Here is a 22,959-nt window from a genome sequence, read left to right as displayed (position 1 = left end):
TTCAGTAATTAATTAAAAAATTAAGACAATGAAAAATTTAGATTTTACAGGCTTAGATGCCAAGAAAGTAGAAAAGGTTGTAAAGGAATTAAATCAGTTGTTGGCTGATCTCCAAGTATATTATGCTAATCTTCGCGGTTTCCATTGGAACGTAAAGGGTGACAAATTCTATCAACTCCACGAGTTTTATGAGGGTGAATACAATGAGACTGCAGAGAAAGTAGACCAAGTTGCAGAGCGTTTGTTGCAGTTAGATGCACGTCCTGAGAACCGTTTCAGCGAATATCTCAAGATATCTCAACTGAAAGAAAATGGTTTTGAGCCAGAGAAGTTCGAGGGCTTGAAGTATATTCTCGACGTATATAAGCTTATCATTGCACAGGAACGCCGCATTTTGGCAGCTGCACAAGAGGCTGACGACGAAGTAACTATAGCCATGATAGATGACTATTTGACTGGTCAAGAGAAGAAAGTTTGGATGCTTGTTGCTACATTAAGCTAAACATCATCCTCCAAATACACAAGGCTTCCATGCTAATAAGGGCATGGGAGCCTTCTTTTTTATAAGGAAAAGCAAGTTCTTTTTATTCATCACACAAGGTGATGCTTTTTGAAAAGCACTTTGAAGCCCATTGGGGCATCCCGCAATTTGCGTCAAACAACTGCATTATCTGCGTCATTTCATGTCATGAAATCATGCAAATCGCAATGCAATATGAGCCTTTTTACAATAGAATAAGCCACAGAGAAACACATCATTATTATCTTATTACCGAAAAACAGATGTATTTTTGAAATAAAATTAGTATGACAATATAAGATTTTTCATTATCTTTGCGAGAACAATAAACATTAAACACAAATGAAATTTATTGGATTAATCCCAGCCCGTTATGGCTCTTCACGCTTCCCGGGCAAACCTTTAGCGTTGTTGGCAGGCAAGCCTGTTATTCAGCATGTATACGAACAAGCAAATAAAGTGCTTGATGCTGTCTTCGTAGCAACAGATGATGAGCGCATATATAATAAGGTATTAGCGTTTGGAGGCAAGGCAGTGATGACCTCAACAGAACATCACAGCGGCACAGACCGCATCGAAGAAGCATTCGAAAAGATTGGAGGCGACTTTGATGTTGTAGTGAATATTCAGGGAGATGAACCTTTTATAGAACAAAGTCAGATAGAAACTTTGTGCCATTGTTTTGATGATGACCACACACAGATAGCCACTTTAGGAAAGCCTTTCGCTGACATTGAAGCCGTAGAGAACCCAAATTCTCCGAAGATTGTTGTCGATAATCGTGGCTATGCCATGTATTTCAGCCGAAGCATCATCCCTTTTGTACGCGGTGTTGACAAGCAAAACTGGTTGGAAAACTACCCATTTTTGAAACATTTGGGCATCTATGCTTATCGCAAAGACATATTAAGAGAGATTACAAAACTACCACAATCTTCTCTCGAATTGGCCGAAAGTCTCGAACAACTGCGTTGGTTGCAGAATGGATATCGTGTGAAAGTAGGCATCACGAATGTCGAAACAGTTGGTATCGACACTCCCGAAGACCTACAACGTGCCGAAGATTTTATTCGTAATCGTCAATAACATTGTTCATAAAGTCCATTGCTGGTTTGGCTGTCTTAAAGATATCAACAATCTCTTTGAGCCAGCCATCGCCATCAAAAAAGTCATCTGGAACGGCATGCCAGCAGCAATAATCCTTCATTCGCAAGTATTTCACAAACTCATAATCACGTGGAAAGCCCTTAGGAACAGTCTTTAAGCACTCCAATCCAAAGCCTTTTCCACATGGATCGCCCCATTTTCCGTCGTTAGGATAGCCAAAAAGTTTGATGAACTTCCCGTTTTCAACACATTTTCTCCATTCATCAATATTCCCCATAATCTCATTTCGGCAAGCCGTTAGGATGTTGGTAGGCAACCAATAGCTACCAACACCGAGCATACACTGGCCCGGTTGCAAATGGAGATAATAGCCTCCACGCAACGATTTCTTGCCATGCGCACAGATATAAGCACCAAGATGGTCTTTATAAGGGCGCTTATCTTCACTGAAACGCGTATCACGATTGAAACGATAGCAAGCATCTTTGGGAGTGATATGCGAGATAGAAGCATCAAACTGCGCAATCGTTGCAACAGCTTGTGTTACTCCTTCCTCAAAATTCTGCCTGCAAACATTATATTCTTGTTTATGTTCCTGAAACCAATCTCTATTGTTATTGGCTGATAAATCACGTAAATAACGCAATATTCTTTTTGCATCCATAGCCTTTTCTCTTTTATTTTTTGCAAAGATACTATATTTTTTATACTTTTGTTGCATGACAAGAAAAGAAAGATTTGACTATATTCTAAATTATTTTCGACAGAAACAAGGTCCTGTAACTACGGAACTTGACTTTGGAAGTGCATTCCAATTGATTGTTGCAACATTGCTAAGTGCACAATGTACAGATAAGCGTATCAACATGATTACCCCCGAATTGTTTCGCCATTACCCAACCGCAGAGGCTATGGCAAAGGCAAATTGGGAGGACATCTTTGAGCTAATAAAGAGTGTGAGCTATCCCAATGCAAAGGCACATCATTTGAGTGAGATGTCAAAGATACTGGTAGAGCGATTCAATGGCAAGGTTCCTGATAACACAGAAGAGTTAACTCAGCTTCCAGGCGTAGGCAGAAAAACAGCAAATGTCGTTCAATCGGTATGGTTTGGAAAGCCTACCTTAGCAGTAGATACGCATGTATATCGCGTTAGTCACCGCCTAAGCTTAGTTCCAGAAGCTGCAAATACTCCCCTAAAAGTAGAGTTGGAACTCTTAAAACACATTCCTGAAGCTGATGTAAGTAATGCACATCATTGGCTGTTACTGCACGGAAGATATGTTTGCAAGAGCCAAAAACCGCAATGTGATGATTGTCCTTTTAATACAATCTGCCCCACTGGTATCAATTTATTAAAAGGAAAGACAACATCTAAGCAACCGAAATTAAAGGCAAAAAAAGAATAATCAAACGAACAACCCATAGAAAAGCCTCACTTTCAAAGCACTTTATAAGAACTATTGAAAGTGAGGCTATTTCTTTGTTTGCTATTTATTAGAACTTATTCTTGTGGAATATTCTTAAGGATTTCAAGCAAATGATCCCACACCATCTGTACTGTTGGGATGTGCAAACATTCATCTGGTGTATGAACATTACGCAAAGTAGGACCAAAACTAACCATATCTAACTCGGGATATTTCTCAGAAAAGAGACCACATTCAAGCCCCGCATGAATTCCTTTCACGGTGGGTTCTTTCTCAAACAGCTTCTTATAAGCGTCTACAGTAAGCTTAACGAGCTTGCTGTTTGGGTTCATCTTCCAAGCAGGATAGCCGTCATTCTGAACCACTTTGCCTCCACTCAGTTCGAAAACTGCCTTTACGGTATTAGCCATATTCTTAAGATTGCTCATTACATTGCTTCGTTGACTGGCAACAATCACAATCTTTTCAGCCTCACTTTGAATGCTTGCAACATTACTTGAGGTTTCAACCATGTAGGCAATAGCTTCATCTTGACATGTTGTAAGCGGACCATTGTCAAGCGCTTGCATAGACAAGATGAGTCCATGTGATACATTCTGTGGAATGACTTGCTGACGCTCAACACTTTGAATAGCCCAATGCATCGTAGGATCTGTTACATGGAACTCATCTTCTACACCTACTGTAAACACATTCCAATCAGCCATTACCTCTTCCTTACGGTCATTTGGCACTGCGAATATAATCTTTCCATCGCGTGGGATGGCGTTATGCATCTTGCCAGAGTTCCATTGTGACAAGCGAAGATCCATCTTTTCTTGCTCCAAATAAAGGAAACGAGCCATGATTTTAATTGCATTTGCGCGCTTCTTATTTATGTCATCGCCTGAATGTCCGCCGTTAAGACCTTTCAAAGAGGCTTGCATAAAGAAATAATCTGCTGGTGCTTCCTCACGTTTGAACTCGTAAGTAACAGTTGTATTGATACCTCCTGCACAAGAAATAAATATCTGTCCCTCGTCTTCTGAATCGAGATTGATAAGATATTTGCCTGTCATGAAGCCCGGCTTCATACCAAAAGCTCCTGTCAAACCAGTCTCTTCATCACGTGTGAACACACATTCTATAGGACCATGTTCTATATCATTGCTATCAAGAATAGCCAATTCAATCGCACAACCGATACCATCGTCTGCGCCAAGTGTAGTTCCTTTCGCACGCAACCACTCGCCATCGACGTAGGTTTGGATAGCATCTGTGTGGAAATCAAAGTCTACATCCACCAACTTATCACATACCATGTCCATGTGACTCTGTAGGATTGTCGTTGCCAAATGCTCCAAACCTTTGGTCGCCGGCTTACGAATAATCACATTACCAGTTTCATCTTCCTTTACCTCGAGATGGCGATCGGCAGCAAACTTCTTAAGATATGCTGCCATTTTCTCTTCATGTTTGGAAGGACGTGGAATCTTGTTAATCTCTGCAAACTGCTCAAACACGCGAGCAGGTCTTAGTTCTACATTACTCATTTTTTATATCTTTTTACTTTGTTTTATTTTGTTCTTTTATCGATTTATATTACCTTTGCCCATATTTAATTGCTTAAAGGTACACTGCAAAAGTAATAAAAATGATCAAGACAATAGTATTGAGCGTGTTAATAATTGCTATATCCGTTGCGTTATTATGCATAAAGATTATCTTTCTAAAAGGAGGAAAGTTTACTTCTCAGCATATTCATGACAATGCTGCATTGAGAAAGCAGGGTATTCATTGTGTCATTGATCAAGACAAAGAGGCAAGAAAGAGTAATAAAGCATTCTAAATATTGTATAAAATCAAAAATAACATAAAAGAAATGAACAAGAAAAACATTCTAAAAACAATGGCTTTAGCTGCAATTACAACAGTAGCTATGACCAGTTGTAATCAGTCTGCACCAAAAGTAGACGAGAAATCTGATGCCGCTCAACCGACACCAAAAGGTTTAAAGATTGCTTATGTTGAGGTAGATAGCATCATGAGCCAGTATCAATTCTGCAAAGATTACTCTCTTTTGCTTCAAAAGAAGGGACAAAACATCCAGAATACTTTGGCCGCTAAACAGCAACAACTGCAAGCTGCGGCTGCAAACTTCCAGCAAAAGGTACAACAAAACGCTTACACTCGTGAGCAAGCAGAAGCTATTAACGCTAATCTTCAGAAGCAAAACACTGATTTACAGGCACTCAATCAACGCTTAACGAATGAGTTCCAGACTGAAACGGAGAAATACAACAACGCTCTTCGTGACAGCATTCAGCACTATTTGAAGGTTTATAACAAGGATAAACACTATAGTTTAATCCTTAGCAAGGCTGGGGATAACCTGCTTTATGCTGATAAGTCTTTTGATATCACCAACGAAATTATTGCTGGTTTGAACAAGGCTTATAAGCCTTCAGAGAAAATGAAGGCTGCTATGCCAACGAAAAAATAAAGTATTCGCTTTCTAAATCTCATTATATGAAAGGGTGAGAACTATGTAATAGTATTGTCAACCTGCATATAAGAGAGAATAAATCCATTAAAAGAGTCTCTTTTCTTCATTCGAACAACGAAGAAACGAGACTCTTTTCGTTTTCTTAAAATAAAGGAAGTAAAACGCAAATCATATATAATAAATTTTATATCTTTGTGAAAACAATCTATAAAAGAAGTTATGGAAGAGCCTAAATTCATTATTACAAGGAAACCAACCAAGGAGGATTTCATCCAATTTAACCGCGTTATTAGCGACAAAGAGTTTCATTTCAAACGCTCTGTCACTATTGTTAGCATTGTAATTTTTGTTATATGGACCGATGTTCTCTTATCTATCCATCTACAAAGTAAGGTGCTCACGGCTGCCTTATTCCTTCTAAACATCCTCATGATTGTCTTTTATAACTGGAACGTTAGAAAGCGAAGAGACCGCAAGGCAAGTAAACTTTATGATCAAAACAAGATGTTTAATAGTCTGAGCCAAATCAAACTATCACTATTTGACGACCATATTGAAACTCTGACGGACTTAGAACAGGGCAATATTCCCTATGACAAACTCTATAAAATCATAGAGACCCCAACACATTTCTATTTCATGTACGCTAAGAACCAAGGTATTATTATTGCTAAAGAGGGTGAAGCCATGACTGACTTTGTCCTTAAACTGAAAGAAAAATACAAGTTATGAAGACATTTTCTATCCTTTTTACTGCGCTGACTTTACTCATTTCAACTGCCTGTTCTACAACAGAAAAGCAAGTTATCAATGCTCATCAACTCCTTGGAGAATGGGAAAGTGTCAGTAAGAAACCATTGAACATGGCGCAAACACTCACCATTTCGAAGGCTGAAGTCTATTATGATCCTGCAATAGGAGACACGGTTATCTACTTCGATAGCTACAAAATCAATCATGATAGCCTACGACTCAATTATCAGAAGTCTAAGAATTATGAATGTGTTATCCTTTCTTTAGAGGATAGTTCCCTTGAAATCACAGGACTTCCCTTTAGAGAAAAGGAAAAGGTTAAATTCATTAAGTCGCCCGTTGACACCACACAACTCCACGGAATATGGCTCAGTAACATCAAAGAAGGCACACTTCACAAACTTGTATTGAACATTTCAGAGCATGATATTGCTTATTCTTGGGGAGAATTTGGGGTCTATTCCTGTTTCACTCCTTATGCTTTATGTGATGACACGCTGAAAATAAAGACTGAAAATAACGAAAATCAAAAGATTGTTATACGTAAGTTGAATCACAATCAGCTTGTTCTTTCTGCATTTCCTGGCATGAAAACAGCACCTGTTTCCTTTACGAAATTACAACCACAACAATTAGATATCATCCTTAATGCAGACAGTTTAAGTATCAAGAACCCTGACAAAATAACCTTCACCATTACAAAAGAACAGATGGTTGAAGCCAGAACAATTCTCGAAACCTTTATGGATACGACACAATATTGGCGAAATATGCAGCAATTACTTGTCAAACAACATGGTAAACGAGCAAATAATAGGCCTTATAATTTAGGCCCTTCACCCCTCCCCTTCAACCAATATTATCGTCAATATAAAGGAGAAAAAGAAGAAGGACATATTTATATATCTGTTAATCTCTTAGGAATAGATATGATAAACTATAACTATGAGTTACTATTCAAAGACTGGATAAGAGTATATGACGGTGGAAGCGACTTTGGAATAGCCATAATAGACCTCACCAACAGAGAGGTTATCGCGTTTGATTTACATGGCGATGCTTAATCATAACACTCAATATAAATTATTATTTCATGGAAAAAGAAACCTATACTCCACGACATACCATCAGAAACATTGTGTTGGCAAATCTCTTTATCTATCTTTTGATGATTATTTTCAACCATGGTCTGATGATCATATGGTTCTTTGAAGAAGATGGAACCAATCTCTTTAACTTGGATTTACTCCCTATTACGCTTTCGTTTGCACTTGCTTATCCCGTTGGAGCAGCCATTTCATGGATATTCTTCAATATAGATTCATGGATAAAAATGGCTATATTGCAAGTTTTTATCAGTAATCTCATTGTGTTTGCAATATGTTTTCTGCCTTCAATGGACTTTGATCTGTTTACCCTTATACTGCTTACCATATACTTTATCTTTGGTGGTCTCTGCTCAATCTTTGTCATATTCATTTGCTGTTATATATTCAGGAAATCATTCGAAGATTGATTTGAGCGAGGAGAAGTTGGCAACATGTCAGATAAATCTATTTGTAATGCTTGATATATTCAGTGAAAATTCATTACCTTTGCACCCACTAACTCTCAAAAAACAATAGAAAACTATGAATAAATGGATAAAAATTGCACTGCTTATAGCCTTTCATGGTCTTATGATGACAGATTATTATTATTGGGATAAGGCACGAATTGCACTGAAAACCTTCAAAGTTTACAATACCCAAATGCCTGCATTTCAGCAGTTTGCACTAAGCCAACTCGACACCTTAGGCTATGTATTGATAGCCAACGTGACGATGATTGCCCTATTGGTGGTGTGGATTTGTTTCAGCAAAAAGCGCAATACAAAAACCTCTTGAGTCTTAAACAGCGTTTAATTAAATTGCATCCTACACGTATAAACATATAATTGCAGGGCCATTATCACAAACTTTATTACGCCATATAACTTTATGCGCCACACAATATTTTAGGGAGAAACGCATAAAGTATTTTTCTTTTCTATCAAAATCGCAACACATTGATTTACATTCCGCTACATCTTAAAACACAAGATGCCTCAAAACACAATACCATTCCTATCCTTTTACTGCGTAAAGTGACTGCTTTTGTCTTATGAAATGCACTATTTTATTTCACAAAAGCATTGACTTCAAGTTGCCTATTGCCTATAAGCATAAAAAAACCTCATTGCAAGAGCAATGAGGTTTGCGGTGCGTACGAGACTCGAACTCGTGACCTCCTGCGTGACAGGCAGGCATTCTAACCAACTGAACTAACGCACCAATGTGCTAATTCAACAAGGATGATGGCGGTGCGTACGAGACTCGAACTCGTGACCTCCTGCGTGACAGGCAGGCATTCTAACCAACTGAACTAACGCACCATGGCACCTTGTTCTGAATTGCGTGTGCAAAGGTAAGGATAAATTTTTATTCTTGCAAACCTTTCTACACCTTTTTTACAAAAAATATTGTAGCAATTGTGCATCAACGAAACAATTATCTTCGCGCAACCAGTCTTTCATTGTCGTGTATTCCCTGAAACCCAACGATTTAAGTAGATTCAAAGAAGGTTGATTATTGACAGAGACAATAGCATAAACTTGATGAAGATGGACCACTTTTCGTGCATAATCCAAGATGAGTTTCATTGCCTCTGTGGCATAACCACGCCGGCGATGCTTCGTTTGAAGAATGATTCCGACCTCTGCTCTGCTGTGTTGTGGGTCAAAATCTACCAAATCTATCAGTCCAACACTATTCCCTTTTTTATCTTCAATGATAAGTCTGAGCTGACGATCTGCATAGATATCTCCCGTCGCATGAGCAATATAATCATGTAAAAGATAACGCGAATAGGGCACGTTTACAGCCCCAACATGCCATGTTTCAATATCATTCTCAATCTCATAAAGCAGGTCTAAGTCTTCAGGCTCCATGGCTCTGAGTCTCACTTTGTTACTTTCCATATATGACTTTATCTTCAGTGATTAATATTTTTGATGCATATGTTCCCATAGAATAGCCTTCATTTGCACGCGAAGCCATATCATTCAACACAAAAGTATAGTCGAAAACGTCCATATCATAAACGAGATAAGTAAGTGAAAAATCTCTCTTTTCTGGAATAACGGGCATATTTGTTGGACTGCCTTCTATGAAAAGAGCAGACAAACCATGGTTCTTGGCTATCTTTTGGCAGTCATCAAGCATCGCACTTTGCCCAATAAAGACATAATATGAACGGCGTTTCTTCTGCTGAAATGATATGCCAATAGAATACAAAAGCTTATGAACAGTCTGGCGAACAACAACCATTAAGGCTTTAAAAACAATGGCTATTTTCAAGAAATAGGCTGCAAACGAAACGACACCATAATGCTTTCGGATATAGATTAGCATGGCTTTATAAAACCGATGCACATAGCGATAGGAAGTCATTGCAGTGCTTTCGCCTTTATAATGCAGTATTTTTAGTGGCAAATACCAATTCTCCCACCCTCTCAAAAGCAACTGACAACTGAGTTCTATGTCTTCTCCATACATGAAATAATCGTCATCCAACATCCCCACTTGTAACAAAGCTTCACGCCGAAGAAAACAAAAGGCCCCACTGACAACCTCAATTTGGTGAGGCATATCCCACGAAATACCTCCCATATAGTAATGCGCTAACCTCTTATTATTAGGGAACAACCTGCTAAGCCCACTCATTTTATAAAGTGCTGTCATGGGAGTAGGCAGTCCACGTCGACTCTCTTTGGCACAACTTCCGTCTGCTTTGAGCATGCAAACTCCTGCTGCTCCCGCCTTGGGATGACACTCCATGAAAGATAAAACGGCTTTCAACACACCCTCACCCACTATTGTATCGGGATTCAATAAAAGCACATATTCTCCCCGACTCTGCTCAATTGCAATGTTATTTGCACGTGCAAAGCCCATGTTTTCACGATTTTCAATGTAACGAACTGCAGGAAAATGCGCCTTCAAATAAGTGATACTATCGTCTGAGGAGTGGTTATCAACAACAAGAATCTCGGCATTCAACCCCTCCAAAGCACGACAAAGTGAATGGAGACATTGTGCTAAATAGTACTTCACATTATAGTTAACGATTATTATCGAGAGCTGAATCACGCGTCACAAAGGCTGAAAACTTAGGATTGAATGATAGTATTGTATTCCTGTTCACAACGTTCTTGCGTAGGAAAAATAAAGAGAGTAGACAGAAAAAGGATAATGGCCATATAGCCAAAAGCAACATTCATGAAGACATAATAAAGCACAGCATTAACCAACATCGGCATAAGCAGCATTTCAAGTCTCACTAATGAATAGGCAAAAAACGTATTCAAAAGTGGAGTTTTATCGTCTTTTATGGCTTGACGAATAGCTCCAAACTTAAACAATCGTAAGGAAACAGGAATAAAACAAATGGTAATAACCTCCATTATTGAGGCAGAAAGAAAGTCTGAATTAGTGTTTTCATGTGCAGATCCAACGATATTAAACACATCGTTTTCATTGAGAACAATCCACAATAAGACTATAATGAGGTTAAGAAAATAATTAATTTGGAGTATCTTTTGTATACGTTTCATCGTTTAATAAGTACTGTTCATTGTTTAAAAGGAGTTCGATTGATGATTGAACGACCAAGCGTCACCTCATCAGTATACTCTAATTCGTCGCCAACAGAAATGCCTCGGGCAATCACACTGATAGCAACATCGAAATCAGCAAGCTTTCGTGAGATAAAGAAATTTGTCGTATCACCTTCCATTGTAGAACTCAATGCAAGAATAACTTCCTTTATTTTGCCCGTCTTTACACGTTCTACAAGTGATGAAATCTCTATATCGTTCGGCCCAATACCATCCATCGGCGAAATAATTCCGCCCAACACATGGTATAACCCATTATATTGCTGGGTCTTTTCTATGGCCATTACGTCTTGAATATTCTCCACTACACAGATTGTTGTGGCGTCTCTTCTAACATCAGAACATATCGGACAGACTTCCGTATCACTGATATTATGACATACTTTGCAGTATTTCACCTCGTGTTTGAGTGTAGTGATGGCCTCACTAAAGGCATCTACTTCTTCATTTTCACGTCGAAGCATATACAATACAAGGCGCAATGCTGACTTGCGCCCTATACCTGGTAGCTTGGAAAACTCGCTTACAGCCTTCTCTAAGAGTGAAGAAGGGTATTTATCTGACATAGATCTTAGAGATAAACGCCTATACCCACCTTCAAACCAATTGTAGAATACTGGCTGTGATCCTTGAGACTTTGATCATAGTAGATAGCCGGCTCAAGGGTAACTGTATGACTTAAGAAGAAAGCATAACCCACTTCTACACCCGGCATAAAGTCATTATATCCCTTAGAATGAATGTATTTAGCATTTACTCCGAGGTAGATTCCATTCTGTTCGATATAATATCGTCCGCCAACACCTAATGAAAAGCTGTTTGGAGTCACATGACTTGAGCTTGTCTGTATACCCGCATTGCCTAACAACATCAATTCATCGGCTACCATATATCCTAACTTTGCCTGAACACCAAGATTCAGTTCATTAGCTCCATTGTAGCTTAAATTCAAACCAGTCAATGATGCTCCTGCATAAAGCTTACCTTCTTCAAACTGTGCATTGGCTGAGATTGTCATCAGTAATGCCGTGAACAATAAAATAATTTTCTTTTTCATAATTCTTCTTTTCCTTATAAAACTCTAATTGTTTGATTCAAATAATATGGAGTAATAGTGCAAATTTAATGATTTTATCACATCCAACAAAATTTTGTTTGATTTTATTTATAGACAAAGAACGTGCCCCCATCACTGCAAGCATACTTTCGAAGCAACGCTTGTACATACAAAGCAGTAGACCGAACAGCATCTTCATTGCCATCATATCCATTGACAAGCACCAAGAGATGCGTCGTTTGAGCTGTTATTTTCGTGCGTTCATGGTCACTCGTTGGCGTTCCAATACCCCCTATTTTATCGCGATATACAGGCAAATCTTCAATATTCAATGGACCACGCCCTATCCCCTCATAAGGTTCTTCAGCTCTACCAACGCCCAAAGTCAATTGATTTCCCACAATCTTATCTGCATCAAAACCACCTAAACTATACCCAAAGGCGATTGAAGCCAAGTTGATTAAGTCTACCAAAGTATCTATTTGATAGAGTTTTTTGCCTTGTAACATTCTGCGAATCAAGGCTTCTGCGGCAGGACGATAACGCGAAGGATCTTTTCCACAAGCGCGATAAACGCGACGGGTTGCTGCAATTCCACTAATATCTTTTAGTGTTTCTGTAGTCAGTTTATTACGAAACTGCTCACCCTTTGCATGGATTTCTTCCCACAATTCACTGCAAAAAGAAGAGTTTTCAACCTTAGCCTCCACACAAGCTCCTACGAAGTGAGGACAAACTTGCTCTATTTCTTTACTTACAATAACTTCCATAATGACTACAAATGTAGGTAAAAAAATCAAGAAACGCGGACTTTCATTTTGCAAAACAAATCAAAATCACTGTAAACCCTTAAATCTTATCGGGACAACAAACCTACAACGAACAGGACGTCCGCCCTTGATAGCAGGCTTAAATCGTGGAAACAGTCGCCAAACTTTTAGGGCTTCATTCTCAAATTCGATATCCGTTCGGTAGACAAATTGGGGACATGAGAGGGTCCCATCAGTCTCAACAATAAACTTTATCACCACTCTCCAATTGCCAGTACACTCTACTTCTGTTGTCGGCCATCGCAAATGTTCAGCTATAAATTTAAACATTGCCTGCTGACCTCCTGGAAATTCGGGCATTGTATCACAGAATTCATAAATCGGTCCTTTTGTTTTCGTCGCATGAACACGAACAAACTTTTTCTCTTGTCCTATGGCAAAACCTTGCAAAGACAATAAGACGAGTACTAAACACAATACCAATCGTTGTTTCATAAGCTTACTATATTAAGACCGTTGAACCTCACCGATGAAACAGATTGCACCAAACCGATTGGTCACCACATAAAGAAATGGATGGTCACAGCGTACAAATCGTCTCTGAATTTCTTTCTTTTTAGGCTCTTCTGTAGCACAAAGTACAGCTACTTCCATCGTTGTTTTGGCCTCAGCTTCAGTGCGTTGTTCGTTAAAATCAATTTGAACCTCTTGCTTAACTCCTGAAACATACGCCTGTCCTAAAGTCATTTTTGAAAGGTTTGCAAGTTGCATGTCAAAGGCATCCCTAACACCTAAGTTCTTCAACACACTTATCATGTCATTCTTCTTGGCTGTACTAAAGCGTGGAAACCATAGACTTACATCGGCCATTTGTATCTGTTTGAGCGCTTGTTGCCATGTTGTCACATTCAACTTTGACACAATCGATTCTAACTTTTCTCCTGTTTTAGGCAATAAAACATAAAGATTAAAGCCACCATTATATGGTATCTTAACCAATTGATAATCATTTGTTTCGGCATAATCTAACTTAAACCGCCCACTCATCAGCGGTACTTTCTGCTGCTTTCCCTCGGCTGTTGTGAACAAACTTACTTGAGTTTGCGATGAGTCAAAAGCCTCTTTCCACACTCCATCAAATCGTAATGTGTTACTAAGAATAATCTTTTGTGCCTCATTTTCCTCTTCTATTGCAGCAAAATAACATACTTTCATGCGCTCTTCAAAAGCTGGCAGCAGGTCAATTCCGCGACCAACATCAACCCTATTGTCAACAATCAGCGTTGTTACTTTATCATTTTGCGCCTTCGCTTGCCCATCTTTTGTTGCCGCATCAGCCAATAACATCGTGCGACATAAACGATCTGCCAATATATTCCGACCCAAGACACGGTTTATCTGCCGTTGTGTCGCCCCATCAGCACCAGCATTGAGCATATTCAAAGCATAGCAAAGACCAAGTGGAGAGACCAATAAGTTGCCATGATTCTTTTGCATCTCATGAACCAAACGAAAGGCCACACCATTCACCATGCTGTCAACTTCAGCACGTTCTGCATCATTCAGTTTCACCTGCCCATACTTTCCTTTAGCCTCATCCTGTAAACTTGCAGACTTACAAGCAGTTAACAATAAAGCAAAAGCGACGATATACCATTTAATTTTCCTCATAATTTGTCTATATTCTGATATTCTTTTCACCACTGATTATGCTACAAAGATACGTGATTTTCAAATAGATTATTCACTAAGTCCATTATTTTTTTTCTAAAAATACCTAAACAAGAATCACGAACACAAAAAGGATGTTGTATGAATGATTAGAGAAAACTGATTAAACCAGCAAATTAAGACTACAGAAACAAGCCGTTTTAAGCTGCAAACTGCATCATTTTGCAATGCGAAATGGCGTAGTTTACAGCATAAAACGACGGAGATTACCGCGTGTTTTGCCCCATATCGTTTTACACATGATTGGCATCACTACAATGAAGGCTATTTCTTTTCATATCGTGCGCCATGAGATGATAGCGTTAGGCGATATTAAACCGCTCACTGAAAGCACACCTTCATAAAGAATTATCTATTTTTCCGATAGCTCAATACTGCCCAAGTATCTGCAAAAACAGATAAGAGACTGAGCCCAAGCAACTGTGGAAGAATGCTCATAAAACCTCCCCCACGCACATAAATCGTTCGAACACCATCAATAAAATAGGCAACAGGATTGACATAAGTAGTCAAATAAGCCCAGTGAGGCATAGAACGTGCGGGCGTAAGTAAGCCACTCATCAACAGACATATCAACAAAAAGAACCATAAAACGAACATGGCTTGCTGCATAGTATCGTTATAATTGGAAATAACCAACCCCAAACCACTGAAACAAAAAGATAAAAGCAGGGCTAGAAGATACACCCAAAACAAGTTTCCTACACACGAAAAACCATATAAAAACCTTGTAAGGACGATACAAATCGTCATGACCAACATGCCAAGTAGCCAATAAGGGATGAGCTTTGCCATGATAAACGTAAACTTACTCACAGGAGTTACGTTGATAGCTTCAATCGTTCCAGCCTCCTTTTCGGCTACAATGTTCAGGGCAGGTAAGGCTCCACAGATAATCATTAACAAGATTCCAAAGAGTGAAGGAATCATTAATCGCTTACTGTCTAAGTGCTTATTATATAAATATAAGGTTGAAACACGCTGACTTAAAGTGGTAAGCAGTCCTTCTGGAGCAACAGATGCGGTCACTATCTGATTCATATATGAAGCCCCCAACATGCCTTTCGACCCATTAACAGCATTTACCGCAATCTGTATTTGAGGGTGTTCGCCCCGCGTTTCATTACGTTCGAAGTGCGCAGGAACCTCTACTATCACGTCTGCTTCACATCGTTCTACAGCACTTAAAGCATCAGTATACGAAGCCTTCTGCCCCTTAAAAACGAAATAATGGCTTGCTTCTATGCGATGAACCAATTGTTGTGAAAGTGTAGAATGGTCGTTATCTACCACCACAACCGCTACGTTTTTCACGTCCATACGCATCACCCAAGGGAATACACACATAACAACCACAGGATAAACCAACGCCAACACCTTGAGAAAGTGATTGCGGTTCATCTGTAAGAACTCTTTTTTTATGAGATAAAGAATAAGCATACTACCCCAATCTTTTATTAAATTTCAACAACGCTACCGTCAAAAAGAGCGCCGTCATGCCTAAAAGGGTGATGACTTCTGACAAAACATATCGAAACGATACACCCATAATGAGTAATTTTCTCATTGCAGAGATATAATAACGCGGTGGAATCAGTGCCGCAACCCATTGCAAAACATGAGGCATACTCTCGATAGGAAACATCATGCCGCTTAGCATAGTGCAAGGCATTAACAGCATAACGGCCGACATTAATAAGGCTGCCATCTGTGTCTTTGCTATCGTACTGATGAGCAATCCCAAAGATAAAGCCATGAATATATATATCGTTGAGACAAGTAAAATGAGCCAAAGACTGCCAGCGATTGGTACAAACAACACGAAACGTGACATGAGAAGAATCGCTAAAAGCACGACAAATGCCAACACAAGATAAGGCACTGCTTTCGCCAATATGATTAGAAACGGGCGCACAGGTGACACTAACAACACCTCCATTGTGCCTCGTTCTTTCTCACGAACTATGCTGATACTCGTCATCATTGCACATATTAACATCAACAAAATCCCCATGATTCCTGGCACAAAGTTATAGGAACTCTTCATTTGGGGGTTATAAAGCATCTTCAAAGCAATAGCACTTGGGGCCTTTCTTTGCATGACATTCATCAGCTGAGTGCCCATAATCTGTGAAGCATAATTATTATATTGCTGTGCCATATTAGGGTCTGTACCATCTATAATGAGCTGAACTTCTCCATATTTGCTGGCAAAATCAGTACTAAAAACAATGCCCATATCAGCCTTTTGATTACGAATCAGCTGCTCAGCTTCGGCAGGTGTGTGCACCTTATAAAGCACATTGAAATACTCCGACTCATCAAGTGCATTAATCATCCGCTGTGTTTGATGATCTATCTGAGACATAACGACAACGGTTCTCACGTTTCTTACGTCAGTAGAGATTGCAAAACCAAAGATCAACATCAGTATAATGGGCATACCAAAGAGTATCATCATCGTGCGTCTATCACGCATAATGTGTTGCTTTTCCTTAATAATAAATGACCAAAACTCTTTCATACTAAACACTTTGTCGGTTGGATTGTCGCGCCAAGAAAGTAAAAACCTCATTCATATCACGTTTATTGAACTGTGATTTAAGTTCAGAAGGCGTCCCGATTGCACTTATCTTACCATCTACCATGATAGAGATTCTGTCGCAATATTCGGCTTCATCCATGTAATGTGTAGTCACAAAGATAGTTATTCCGCTTCTGGCTGCATCGTAAATTAACGTCCAAAACTGCTGTCTTGTGGCTGGATCGACACCCCCAGTTGGCTCATCTAAGAACACAATATCAGGCTCATGGAAGATACTTATGGAGAAAGCGAGTTTCTGTTTCCAGCCTAATGGGAGGGAAGAAACAATGTCGTTGGCATGGTCAGTGAACTGTAATTGTTGGAGCAACTGATTGAGTTTGCGGCTGATATCAGCAGACTTCATGCCGTAGATATGACCAAACAATTGAATGTTTTCAGTCACAGTAAGGTCTTCATAGAGTGAAAACTTCTGACTCATATAGCCAATATGTCGCTTCACTTGCTCATACTGAGTAGACACATCGAAGCCTGCAACCGTGGCATGTCCCCCTGTTGGCTGACTAAGTCCCGTCAAAATGTGCATTGCTGTGGTCTTTCCTGCACCATTAGCACCAAGGAAACCAAAGATCTCTCCACGGCGAACATTAAACGAAATGTCATCCACGGCACGGAAATCTCCAAAGGATTTCACTAAATGTTGCACCTGAATGACGTTTTCTTCGTGTTCCTTCTGGTTGTCGTTTACCTCATGTACCAACGCGGGTGGATTGAAAATAGCTTTGAATTGCGTTAATATTGTCTTGGGATTCCCTACTCCTTTCAACCTGCCTTCATGTAAGAATGCCACGCAATCACACTGCAACACTTCGTCAATATAAGGCGTAGAAACTACTATTGTGATGTCATTTTGTTTCAAGGTTACAAGCATTTCCCAAAACTCTTTACGGCTAACGGGGTCGACACCCGTAGTGGGTTCGTCAAGAAAAAGAATGGAAGGCTTATGCACTAAAGCACAACATAGCGCCAGTTTTTGCTTCATTCCACCAGACAAAGCGCCTGCTCTTCGCGTCTTAAATCGTTCTATCTGCGAATAGATTGGAGCGATTAAGTCATAGCCTTCGGCTATCGTTGTAGAGAAAAGTGTTGCAAAAAACTTCAAGTTCTCTTCCACTGTAAGGTCTTGATAGAGTGAAAAATGGCCAGGCATATACCCTACTCGTTTCCGAATATCATTCATATCCCGAACTACATCAAACCCATCTACACTGGCTTTTCCTGCATCTGCCAACAAAAGAGTCGTCAGAATACGAAACAAAGTGGTCTTCCCTGAGCCGTCAGGTCCTATGAGTCCAAAGATCTTTCCATGCTCAACATCAAACGAAACGTCATGTAATGCCTGCACTCTTCCATAGCTTTTAGACAATGATCTGACAGATATTGACGGCTGATGATTAGAAGTTGACCTCGCCATACATACCTATTTTTATGCTACCATCATTCTTAACAGCCACCTTTATGGCATAAACCAAGTCGGCACGCTCGTCATTTGTGAGGATAGTTTTGGGTGTAAACTCACTCTGAGATGATATCCATGACACCACACCTTGATAGCTTTTACGTAGGTTATTCCCGTAATCTGAGAAGACAGTTACACGTTGACCGAGCTTCACTTTACTTAGTTGTTGGCTCGTGATATAAGCCCGAAGATAAAGCCGTTGGATATCAGCGACCTTAAAAAGAGGCTTTCCTGTCATGACAAACTCACCCTGTTCAGCATACTTCTCCAATACGTTTCCACTGATAGGTGACGTGATATGACACTTCCGAAGCTGGTCAATGACTTGCAGTTTCTCTACATCTGCCGTCCCCATTTGAGCCGAAAGACTGCGCGTAGAGTTACCCAAGGTGGAATTTTGAGCTGCTAACTGTCGCTGAAGAACAAGCAATTGGTTTCGTGAATCATCTAATATCTTCCGATTGGCAGCCCCATCTTTCACCAACTCCGCATAGCGTTTGACGTCTTCTTGGGCCTTAACAATCTGCTGACGCAAGGCTGCTACCTGCGTAGAAGCATTCGGTTTCTGTGCTTGATACACCATTTTTAGTGCACCAATCTGCCGTGCTTTCAGATAAAAGGGAATGGTATCAATACATCCAACCTCCTTGTTTACAACAACTTTTCCACCTTCTTGAACATCAAAGCGAATCAGTTTGCCCGTTTGTTCGGCTGAAACAGTCACCTCTGTTGCCTCGAAAGTTCCTGTTGCGTCAAAGACATTATCATTGTTACTGCAGCACATCAATAGGCACATTATAGCAAATAACATTATTTTCTTCATCATAATTCCGTTCAGTTGTTATTGATTTATCGTATTTTTAAGTGCGTATAAGGCTTCAAGTAATTGGATTTCATGAGTCGAACGCTGTTGACGTGCCTTGGAAACTGCATTAATATCCCGCAACATCTCATTGATACTTTCCGTTCCTAAGCGTACTTTCTTCTCGCTCTTTCCACGAATTTGCTCCCGAAGTCTTACGATTTCATCGTCCCGAAGCAGTTGTTTCTTGAGCATAGCTATGTTCCCTTCGGCTGTTTCCACCTCCAAATGATTATTAAAAAGAAAGGTAGCACGCTCACTTTCTATCTGCTGTCGTTGCACCATTAGCTTTTGAAGATCATTCTTTCGCGTATATAAGGCTCCAACATTCCAACTTAAAGTTAAACCACCAGCAAGCATTCCATTGTGTATCAGCGATGTAACCTTTGTATGATACACGCCCATTCCGAAGGCTTTTAGCGTTGGAAGAAGACTTGCATTCAATCGTTTTCGCTCCGCATCTAACTGATTTTCGCGTGCTTGGAAATAGGAAAGTTCTGGGCGTTTCACTTCTTCCGACTTCAAATCTAATGCAATAGGCAACTGCAATTGCACGTCTTTATCCAACGATTGATGTATAAAGAGGCCCAACATCTTAAGAAAAGATTGTCTCGAAGCCTGCTGCGCATCGAGCAATTGCAATGCATTCTCTTGCTCAACTGCCACTGCATCGACATCCGTTGGATTGGCAACACCTCCTCGCATCATTGCTTCAATGGTCTTCCGACTAAGTTTTAAGTCATCAATCAGCAACAATGTATGGCTGATTTGCGCATCCAACAGCAGCACACCAAAATAGAGTTGCTCCACTCTCCGATTCAAATCATACAGCGAAACAGCCAATTGCTGACGCTGAACTTCGGTTTGTGTGCGGACTATCAGACGCTGAGCATGAATCTTTCCACCATCATACACATTCTGATTCAGCATCACCATGCCCGAAGCCAACGTGTTTTTAGTCTCCATTCCCATTTGTTTCATCACACCACTTACATTCAACAAGTCTGTAAAAGCAATGCCACTAAGCGACACAGACACTTGGGGCAACCAGGCTTTTGCAGCATTTTCCAAGGTGAAATCACGTGTAAGCTCCATCAAATGATACTGACTTACCGCCGGATAATTTATCTCTGCACTTTGTTTACAGGCTTCTAATGTCAGCTTTTGTGCCCATAATTGCAAAGGCAACAAACAGCAAACGAATAATAATCTCTTTTTCATTATCTTCTTTTTTCTATGCTACAAAGGTAAGACTTATTACAAACTCTGTTGTTATCTATTTCAAATGGATAATGTTCTATTCGTTAGATTTAAAGAGAAAAAAGTTCTATAATACAGAAAAAGAATTATCTTTGTATCATATTATCAATAAAAAAAGCAATGCAAGGCAAACCCATTTCGCTCACATTTGACCGATTTAAGCAACTCATTGAGTCCAACAAACTTGACAAAGCAAGTAATTTTAGGGTCTTACAAGACTTCACTATCGTTGTGGATATGGACTATTTAATCCAAGCTGTGTTGCGATTTGACTCCATCTTTCAACTGCAAGACTATCGCTTCGGCTATGTAAGTGCAGGACAAGCACACGCCCGTATCAACCTCATTGATAAGCAACTAACTCCTGGAATGATAGTATTTATAACACCAGGTACCATTGTTCAACCCATCGAAGTGACGCAAGATTTCAAGCTAACGGGAATGACTTGTTCTCCCGATTTCATGCATATCGTCATGAATGATGCCCTATCTTCAACGTTCAATCAAACGATGAAAGACGCTCAAAAGATACTCACTGCGAGCGAAAGCGACTTGATTCGGCAAATGTTCAGCTTGCTTTTGCAAACCGTTTCACAACAAGTCAATAATCAGCAAGTTATCAAAAGCATCATTCGTACTATCATTTTACAATATGATTACCACTTCTCTGCAGTGAAAACAAATATCATTGAGCAACATTCTAACGAGCGAAACATCTTCGAACGCTTTATCTATTTAGTCAACAAAAACTGCAAACAAGAACATCAAATGGGCTTCTATGCTGAAAAGATGTGCCTCACCGACCGCTATCTTGGTACGGTTGTGAAGGCTGTTAGCGGTCAAACAGGAAAAGAATGGATAGACCGTGCCCTGATTACTTCAGCCAAAGTATTGTTGAAACACAGTGATAAAACGATTATAGAGATTGCTGATGAGCTGAACTTTCCTACGGTAAGCTTCTTCTGTAAGTATTTCAAGAGGCTCACTTCTACCACTCCTAACCAGTTCAGACAAACCAATCCATGATGCCATAACTATGTTATAAGGTGCAAAAAGAGAACAAATAACAGTATCAAATCATAAAAAATAAATTCAATGAAGACAAAAACAATCGTGTTAAGTGTGGTGGCTTCTGCCCTTCCAGCCCTCTGTATAGCGAACAACAAGCTCAATATGGTTATCGGAACCTATACTGATAATGGCAGCAAAGGTGTCTATTCTTTTCTTTTTGACCAACAAACGGGGAAAGCAACTGCACAACATTCGCTGGCACTTAAAAACCCTTCATACCTTGCTTTCGCACCAAATGGCCGATATTTCTATGCAGTTAGTGAGAACAATGATACCACAGCAAGCTTGAATGCCATAGCCTTCGGTCGAGATGGAAGCATGAAACTCCTCAACACTCAACGCACACACGGCGAAGATCCGTGTTATGTGGAGACCGATGGACACGTAGTTATGACGGCAAACTATTCGGGAGGAAGTCTCTCTGTATTTCCAATTGCAGCCGATGGAAGCTTGAAACCTATGGCCAGTCAACACAAAGGAACGATAGGAGGCCCTGACTTGACGAGACAAGACAAGCCTCATGTGCACTGCACTCGATTCACAAAAGATGGTTATATGTTAGCAACAAACTTCAGTGCAGACCAAATTCTATCATTCAAATACAACAAAACAGCAGGTACACTCACACCTTATTCCGCGCCAGTTAATGTCGACAAAGACTCTGGTCCGCGTCATCTCACATTCTCACCCAATGGTAAAGACGTCTACCTTATGAGTGAATTATCGGGCGACATCACGGCATTTCATTATGCCAATGGCCTGCTGAAACGCTTCCAAACCATTGCTGCTGACGATGCAAAAGCCCGCGGTGGAGCCGATATTCACCTCAGTCCTGATGGTAAGTTCGTTTATGCGAGCACACGATTAAAAGGCGATGGAATCACCATTTTCAAGAGATTGGCTTCGGGAAAGCTTGTTCGCGTTGGACAACAACCCACAGGATTGCATCCTCGAAACTTTATCATTACACCGAATGGAAAGTTTGTTCTCGTCGCTTGTCGTGATGCAAATAAGATTCAAGTCTATGCACGCAACCCTCAAACGGGCTTACTAAGCGACACACATCAAGACATTTTGGTTCAGCATCCCGTATGCGTGAAGTTTGCACCAGCGCAACATCAATAGAGATATTGCAGGTTCTCGCGATGCTGTCTGA

General features: G+C 40.0%; 26 protein-coding genes and 2 tRNA genes. 11 read left to right on the top strand and 17 right to left on the bottom strand.

The window, feature by feature from the left end; all coding sequences use genetic code 11:
- Positions 1-28: 28 nt before the first annotated feature.
- Positions 29-502, top strand: coding sequence for a Dps family protein (locus tag HMPREF9420_RS00345; protein ID WP_007133367.1), 474 nt, complete (start codon positions 29-31; stop codon positions 500-502).
- A gap of 360 nt (positions 503-862) precedes the next feature.
- Positions 863-1,606 (top strand): 3-deoxy-manno-octulosonate cytidylyltransferase, encoded by a 744-nt coding sequence (kdsB, locus tag HMPREF9420_RS00340; protein WP_007133365.1) that lies wholly within the window; start codon positions 863-865, stop codon positions 1,604-1,606.
- On the opposite strand, the gene HMPREF9420_RS00335 is transcribed toward kdsB, so the two are convergent.
- Complete coding sequence (locus HMPREF9420_RS00335; RefSeq protein WP_044078986.1) at positions 1,587-2,291, bottom strand: DUF2461 domain-containing protein; 705 nt, start codon at positions 2,289-2,291, stop codon at positions 1,587-1,589. The genes kdsB and HMPREF9420_RS00335 overlap by 20 nt on opposite strands.
- Positions 2,292-2,346: 55 nt before the next feature.
- Here HMPREF9420_RS00335 and nth point away from each other — a divergent pair, with 55 nt between their 5' ends.
- Positions 2,347-3,036, top strand: a complete 690-nt coding sequence (gene nth, locus HMPREF9420_RS00330) for an endonuclease III (protein WP_007133363.1) — start codon at positions 2,347-2,349, stop codon at positions 3,034-3,036.
- Between the two features lie 95 nt (positions 3,037-3,131).
- On the opposite strand, the gene HMPREF9420_RS00325 is transcribed toward nth, so the two are convergent.
- Positions 3,132-4,589 (bottom strand): aminoacyl-histidine dipeptidase, encoded by a 1,458-nt coding sequence (locus HMPREF9420_RS00325; RefSeq protein WP_007133362.1) that lies wholly within the window; start codon positions 4,587-4,589, stop codon positions 3,132-3,134.
- Between the two features lie 101 nt (positions 4,590-4,690).
- Between HMPREF9420_RS00325 and HMPREF9420_RS14460 the strand changes: the two genes are divergently transcribed.
- From HMPREF9420_RS14460 to HMPREF9420_RS00295, 6 genes are all read left to right on the top strand, one after another.
- Positions 4,691-4,885 (top strand): hypothetical protein, encoded by a 195-nt coding sequence (locus tag HMPREF9420_RS14460; RefSeq protein WP_007133361.1) that lies wholly within the window; start codon positions 4,691-4,693, stop codon positions 4,883-4,885.
- 33 nt (positions 4,886-4,918) lie between these two features.
- Positions 4,919-5,539, top strand: coding sequence for an OmpH/Skp family outer membrane protein (locus HMPREF9420_RS00315; protein ID WP_044078633.1), 621 nt, complete (start codon positions 4,919-4,921; stop codon positions 5,537-5,539).
- 222 nt (positions 5,540-5,761) lie between these two features.
- Complete coding sequence (locus tag HMPREF9420_RS00310; protein WP_007133358.1) at positions 5,762-6,274, top strand: YcxB family protein; 513 nt, start codon at positions 5,762-5,764, stop codon at positions 6,272-6,274.
- Positions 6,271-7,359 carry a hypothetical protein gene (locus HMPREF9420_RS00305; protein WP_007133357.1) on the top strand — a complete coding sequence of 363 codons (1,089 nt, stop codon included), beginning with the start codon at positions 6,271-6,273 and terminating at the stop codon, positions 7,357-7,359. Before HMPREF9420_RS00310 ends, HMPREF9420_RS00305 begins: the two co-directional genes overlap by 4 nt.
- A 29-nt stretch (positions 7,360-7,388) precedes the next feature.
- Positions 7,389-7,811, top strand: a complete 423-nt coding sequence (locus HMPREF9420_RS00300; protein ID WP_007133356.1) for a hypothetical protein — start codon at positions 7,389-7,391, stop codon at positions 7,809-7,811.
- A gap of 115 nt (positions 7,812-7,926) precedes the next feature.
- Positions 7,927-8,181, top strand: a complete 255-nt coding sequence (locus HMPREF9420_RS00295) for a hypothetical protein (RefSeq protein WP_007133355.1) — start codon at positions 7,927-7,929, stop codon at positions 8,179-8,181.
- 352 nt (positions 8,182-8,533) lie between these two features.
- On the opposite strand, the gene HMPREF9420_RS00290 is transcribed toward HMPREF9420_RS00295, so the two are convergent.
- From HMPREF9420_RS00290 to HMPREF9420_RS00220, 15 genes are all read right to left on the bottom strand, one after another.
- A tRNA-Asp gene (locus tag HMPREF9420_RS00290) sits at positions 8,534-8,607 on the bottom strand.
- A 24-nt stretch (positions 8,608-8,631) separates the two neighbouring features.
- A tRNA-Asp gene (locus tag HMPREF9420_RS00285) sits at positions 8,632-8,708 on the bottom strand.
- A 75-nt stretch (positions 8,709-8,783) separates the two neighbouring features.
- Positions 8,784-9,293, bottom strand: coding sequence for a GNAT family N-acetyltransferase (locus HMPREF9420_RS00280; RefSeq protein WP_007133354.1), 510 nt, complete (start codon positions 9,291-9,293; stop codon positions 8,784-8,786).
- Complete coding sequence (locus HMPREF9420_RS00275) at positions 9,283-10,461, bottom strand: glycosyltransferase family 2 protein (protein WP_044078984.1); 1,179 nt, start codon at positions 10,459-10,461, stop codon at positions 9,283-9,285. The genes HMPREF9420_RS00280 and HMPREF9420_RS00275 overlap by 11 nt, the downstream gene beginning before the upstream one ends.
- Positions 10,462-10,484: 23 nt before the next feature.
- A complete protein-coding gene (locus tag HMPREF9420_RS00270; RefSeq protein WP_007133352.1) occupies positions 10,485-10,928 on the bottom strand; it encodes a hypothetical protein in 444 nt (147 codons plus the stop codon).
- 17 nt (positions 10,929-10,945) lie between these two features.
- A complete protein-coding gene (recR, locus tag HMPREF9420_RS00265; protein WP_007133351.1) occupies positions 10,946-11,557 on the bottom strand; it encodes a recombination mediator RecR in 612 nt (203 codons plus the stop codon).
- Positions 11,558-11,562: 5 nt separating this feature from the next.
- The gene (locus HMPREF9420_RS00260) at positions 11,563-12,048 is read right to left on the bottom strand and encodes an outer membrane beta-barrel protein (protein WP_007133350.1); all 486 of its coding nucleotides are present in this window, start codon (positions 12,046-12,048) and stop codon (positions 11,563-11,565) included.
- 104 nt (positions 12,049-12,152) lie between these two features.
- Positions 12,153-12,818 carry a B3/B4 domain-containing protein gene (locus HMPREF9420_RS00255; protein ID WP_007133349.1) on the bottom strand — a complete coding sequence of 222 codons (666 nt, stop codon included), beginning with the start codon at positions 12,816-12,818 and terminating at the stop codon, positions 12,153-12,155.
- A gap of 66 nt (positions 12,819-12,884) precedes the next feature.
- Positions 12,885-13,313, bottom strand: coding sequence for an energy transducer TonB (locus HMPREF9420_RS00250; RefSeq protein ID WP_081457423.1), 429 nt, complete (start codon positions 13,311-13,313; stop codon positions 12,885-12,887).
- A 12-nt stretch (positions 13,314-13,325) separates the two neighbouring features.
- Positions 13,326-14,489: a serpin family protein gene (locus tag HMPREF9420_RS00245; protein ID WP_007133347.1), complete on the bottom strand. Its 1,164-nt coding sequence runs from the start codon at positions 14,487-14,489 to the stop codon at positions 13,326-13,328.
- Positions 14,490-14,897: 408 nt separating this feature from the next.
- On the bottom strand, positions 14,898-15,989 hold the full coding sequence (locus tag HMPREF9420_RS00240; protein ID WP_007133346.1) for an ABC transporter permease: 1,092 nt from the start codon (positions 15,987-15,989) through the stop codon (positions 14,898-14,900).
- Position 15,990: 1 nt separating this feature from the next.
- Positions 15,991-17,073 (bottom strand): ABC transporter permease, encoded by a 1,083-nt coding sequence (locus tag HMPREF9420_RS00235; protein ID WP_044078630.1) that lies wholly within the window; start codon positions 17,071-17,073, stop codon positions 15,991-15,993.
- A gap of 1 nt (position 17,074) precedes the next feature.
- A complete protein-coding gene (locus tag HMPREF9420_RS00230; protein WP_044078629.1) occupies positions 17,075-18,565 on the bottom strand; it encodes an ATP-binding cassette domain-containing protein in 1,491 nt (496 codons plus the stop codon).
- Positions 18,546-19,433: an HlyD family secretion protein gene (locus HMPREF9420_RS00225; RefSeq protein ID WP_044078982.1), complete on the bottom strand. Its 888-nt coding sequence runs from the start codon at positions 19,431-19,433 to the stop codon at positions 18,546-18,548. The genes HMPREF9420_RS00230 and HMPREF9420_RS00225 overlap by 20 nt, the downstream gene beginning before the upstream one ends.
- An 18-nt stretch (positions 19,434-19,451) precedes the next feature.
- Complete coding sequence (locus HMPREF9420_RS00220; RefSeq protein WP_007133342.1) at positions 19,452-20,693, bottom strand: TolC family protein; 1,242 nt, start codon at positions 20,691-20,693, stop codon at positions 19,452-19,454.
- A gap of 159 nt (positions 20,694-20,852) precedes the next feature.
- On the opposite strand from HMPREF9420_RS00220, the gene HMPREF9420_RS00215 reads away from it, so the two are divergent.
- A complete protein-coding gene (locus tag HMPREF9420_RS00215; protein WP_007133340.1) occupies positions 20,853-21,758 on the top strand; it encodes a helix-turn-helix domain-containing protein in 906 nt (301 codons plus the stop codon).
- A gap of 69 nt (positions 21,759-21,827) precedes the next feature.
- On the top strand, positions 21,828-22,928 hold the full coding sequence (locus HMPREF9420_RS00210) for a lactonase family protein (protein WP_007133339.1): 1,101 nt from the start codon (positions 21,828-21,830) through the stop codon (positions 22,926-22,928).
- The last annotated feature ends 31 nt before the right edge of the window (positions 22,929-22,959 follow it).

The sequence above is a fragment of the Segatella salivae DSM 15606 genome (assembly GCF_000185845.1).
GTDB classification, from domain to species: Bacteria; Bacteroidota; Bacteroidia; order Bacteroidales; family Bacteroidaceae; genus Prevotella; species Prevotella salivae.
This window is presented reverse-complemented; position numbering and strand designations above follow the sequence as displayed.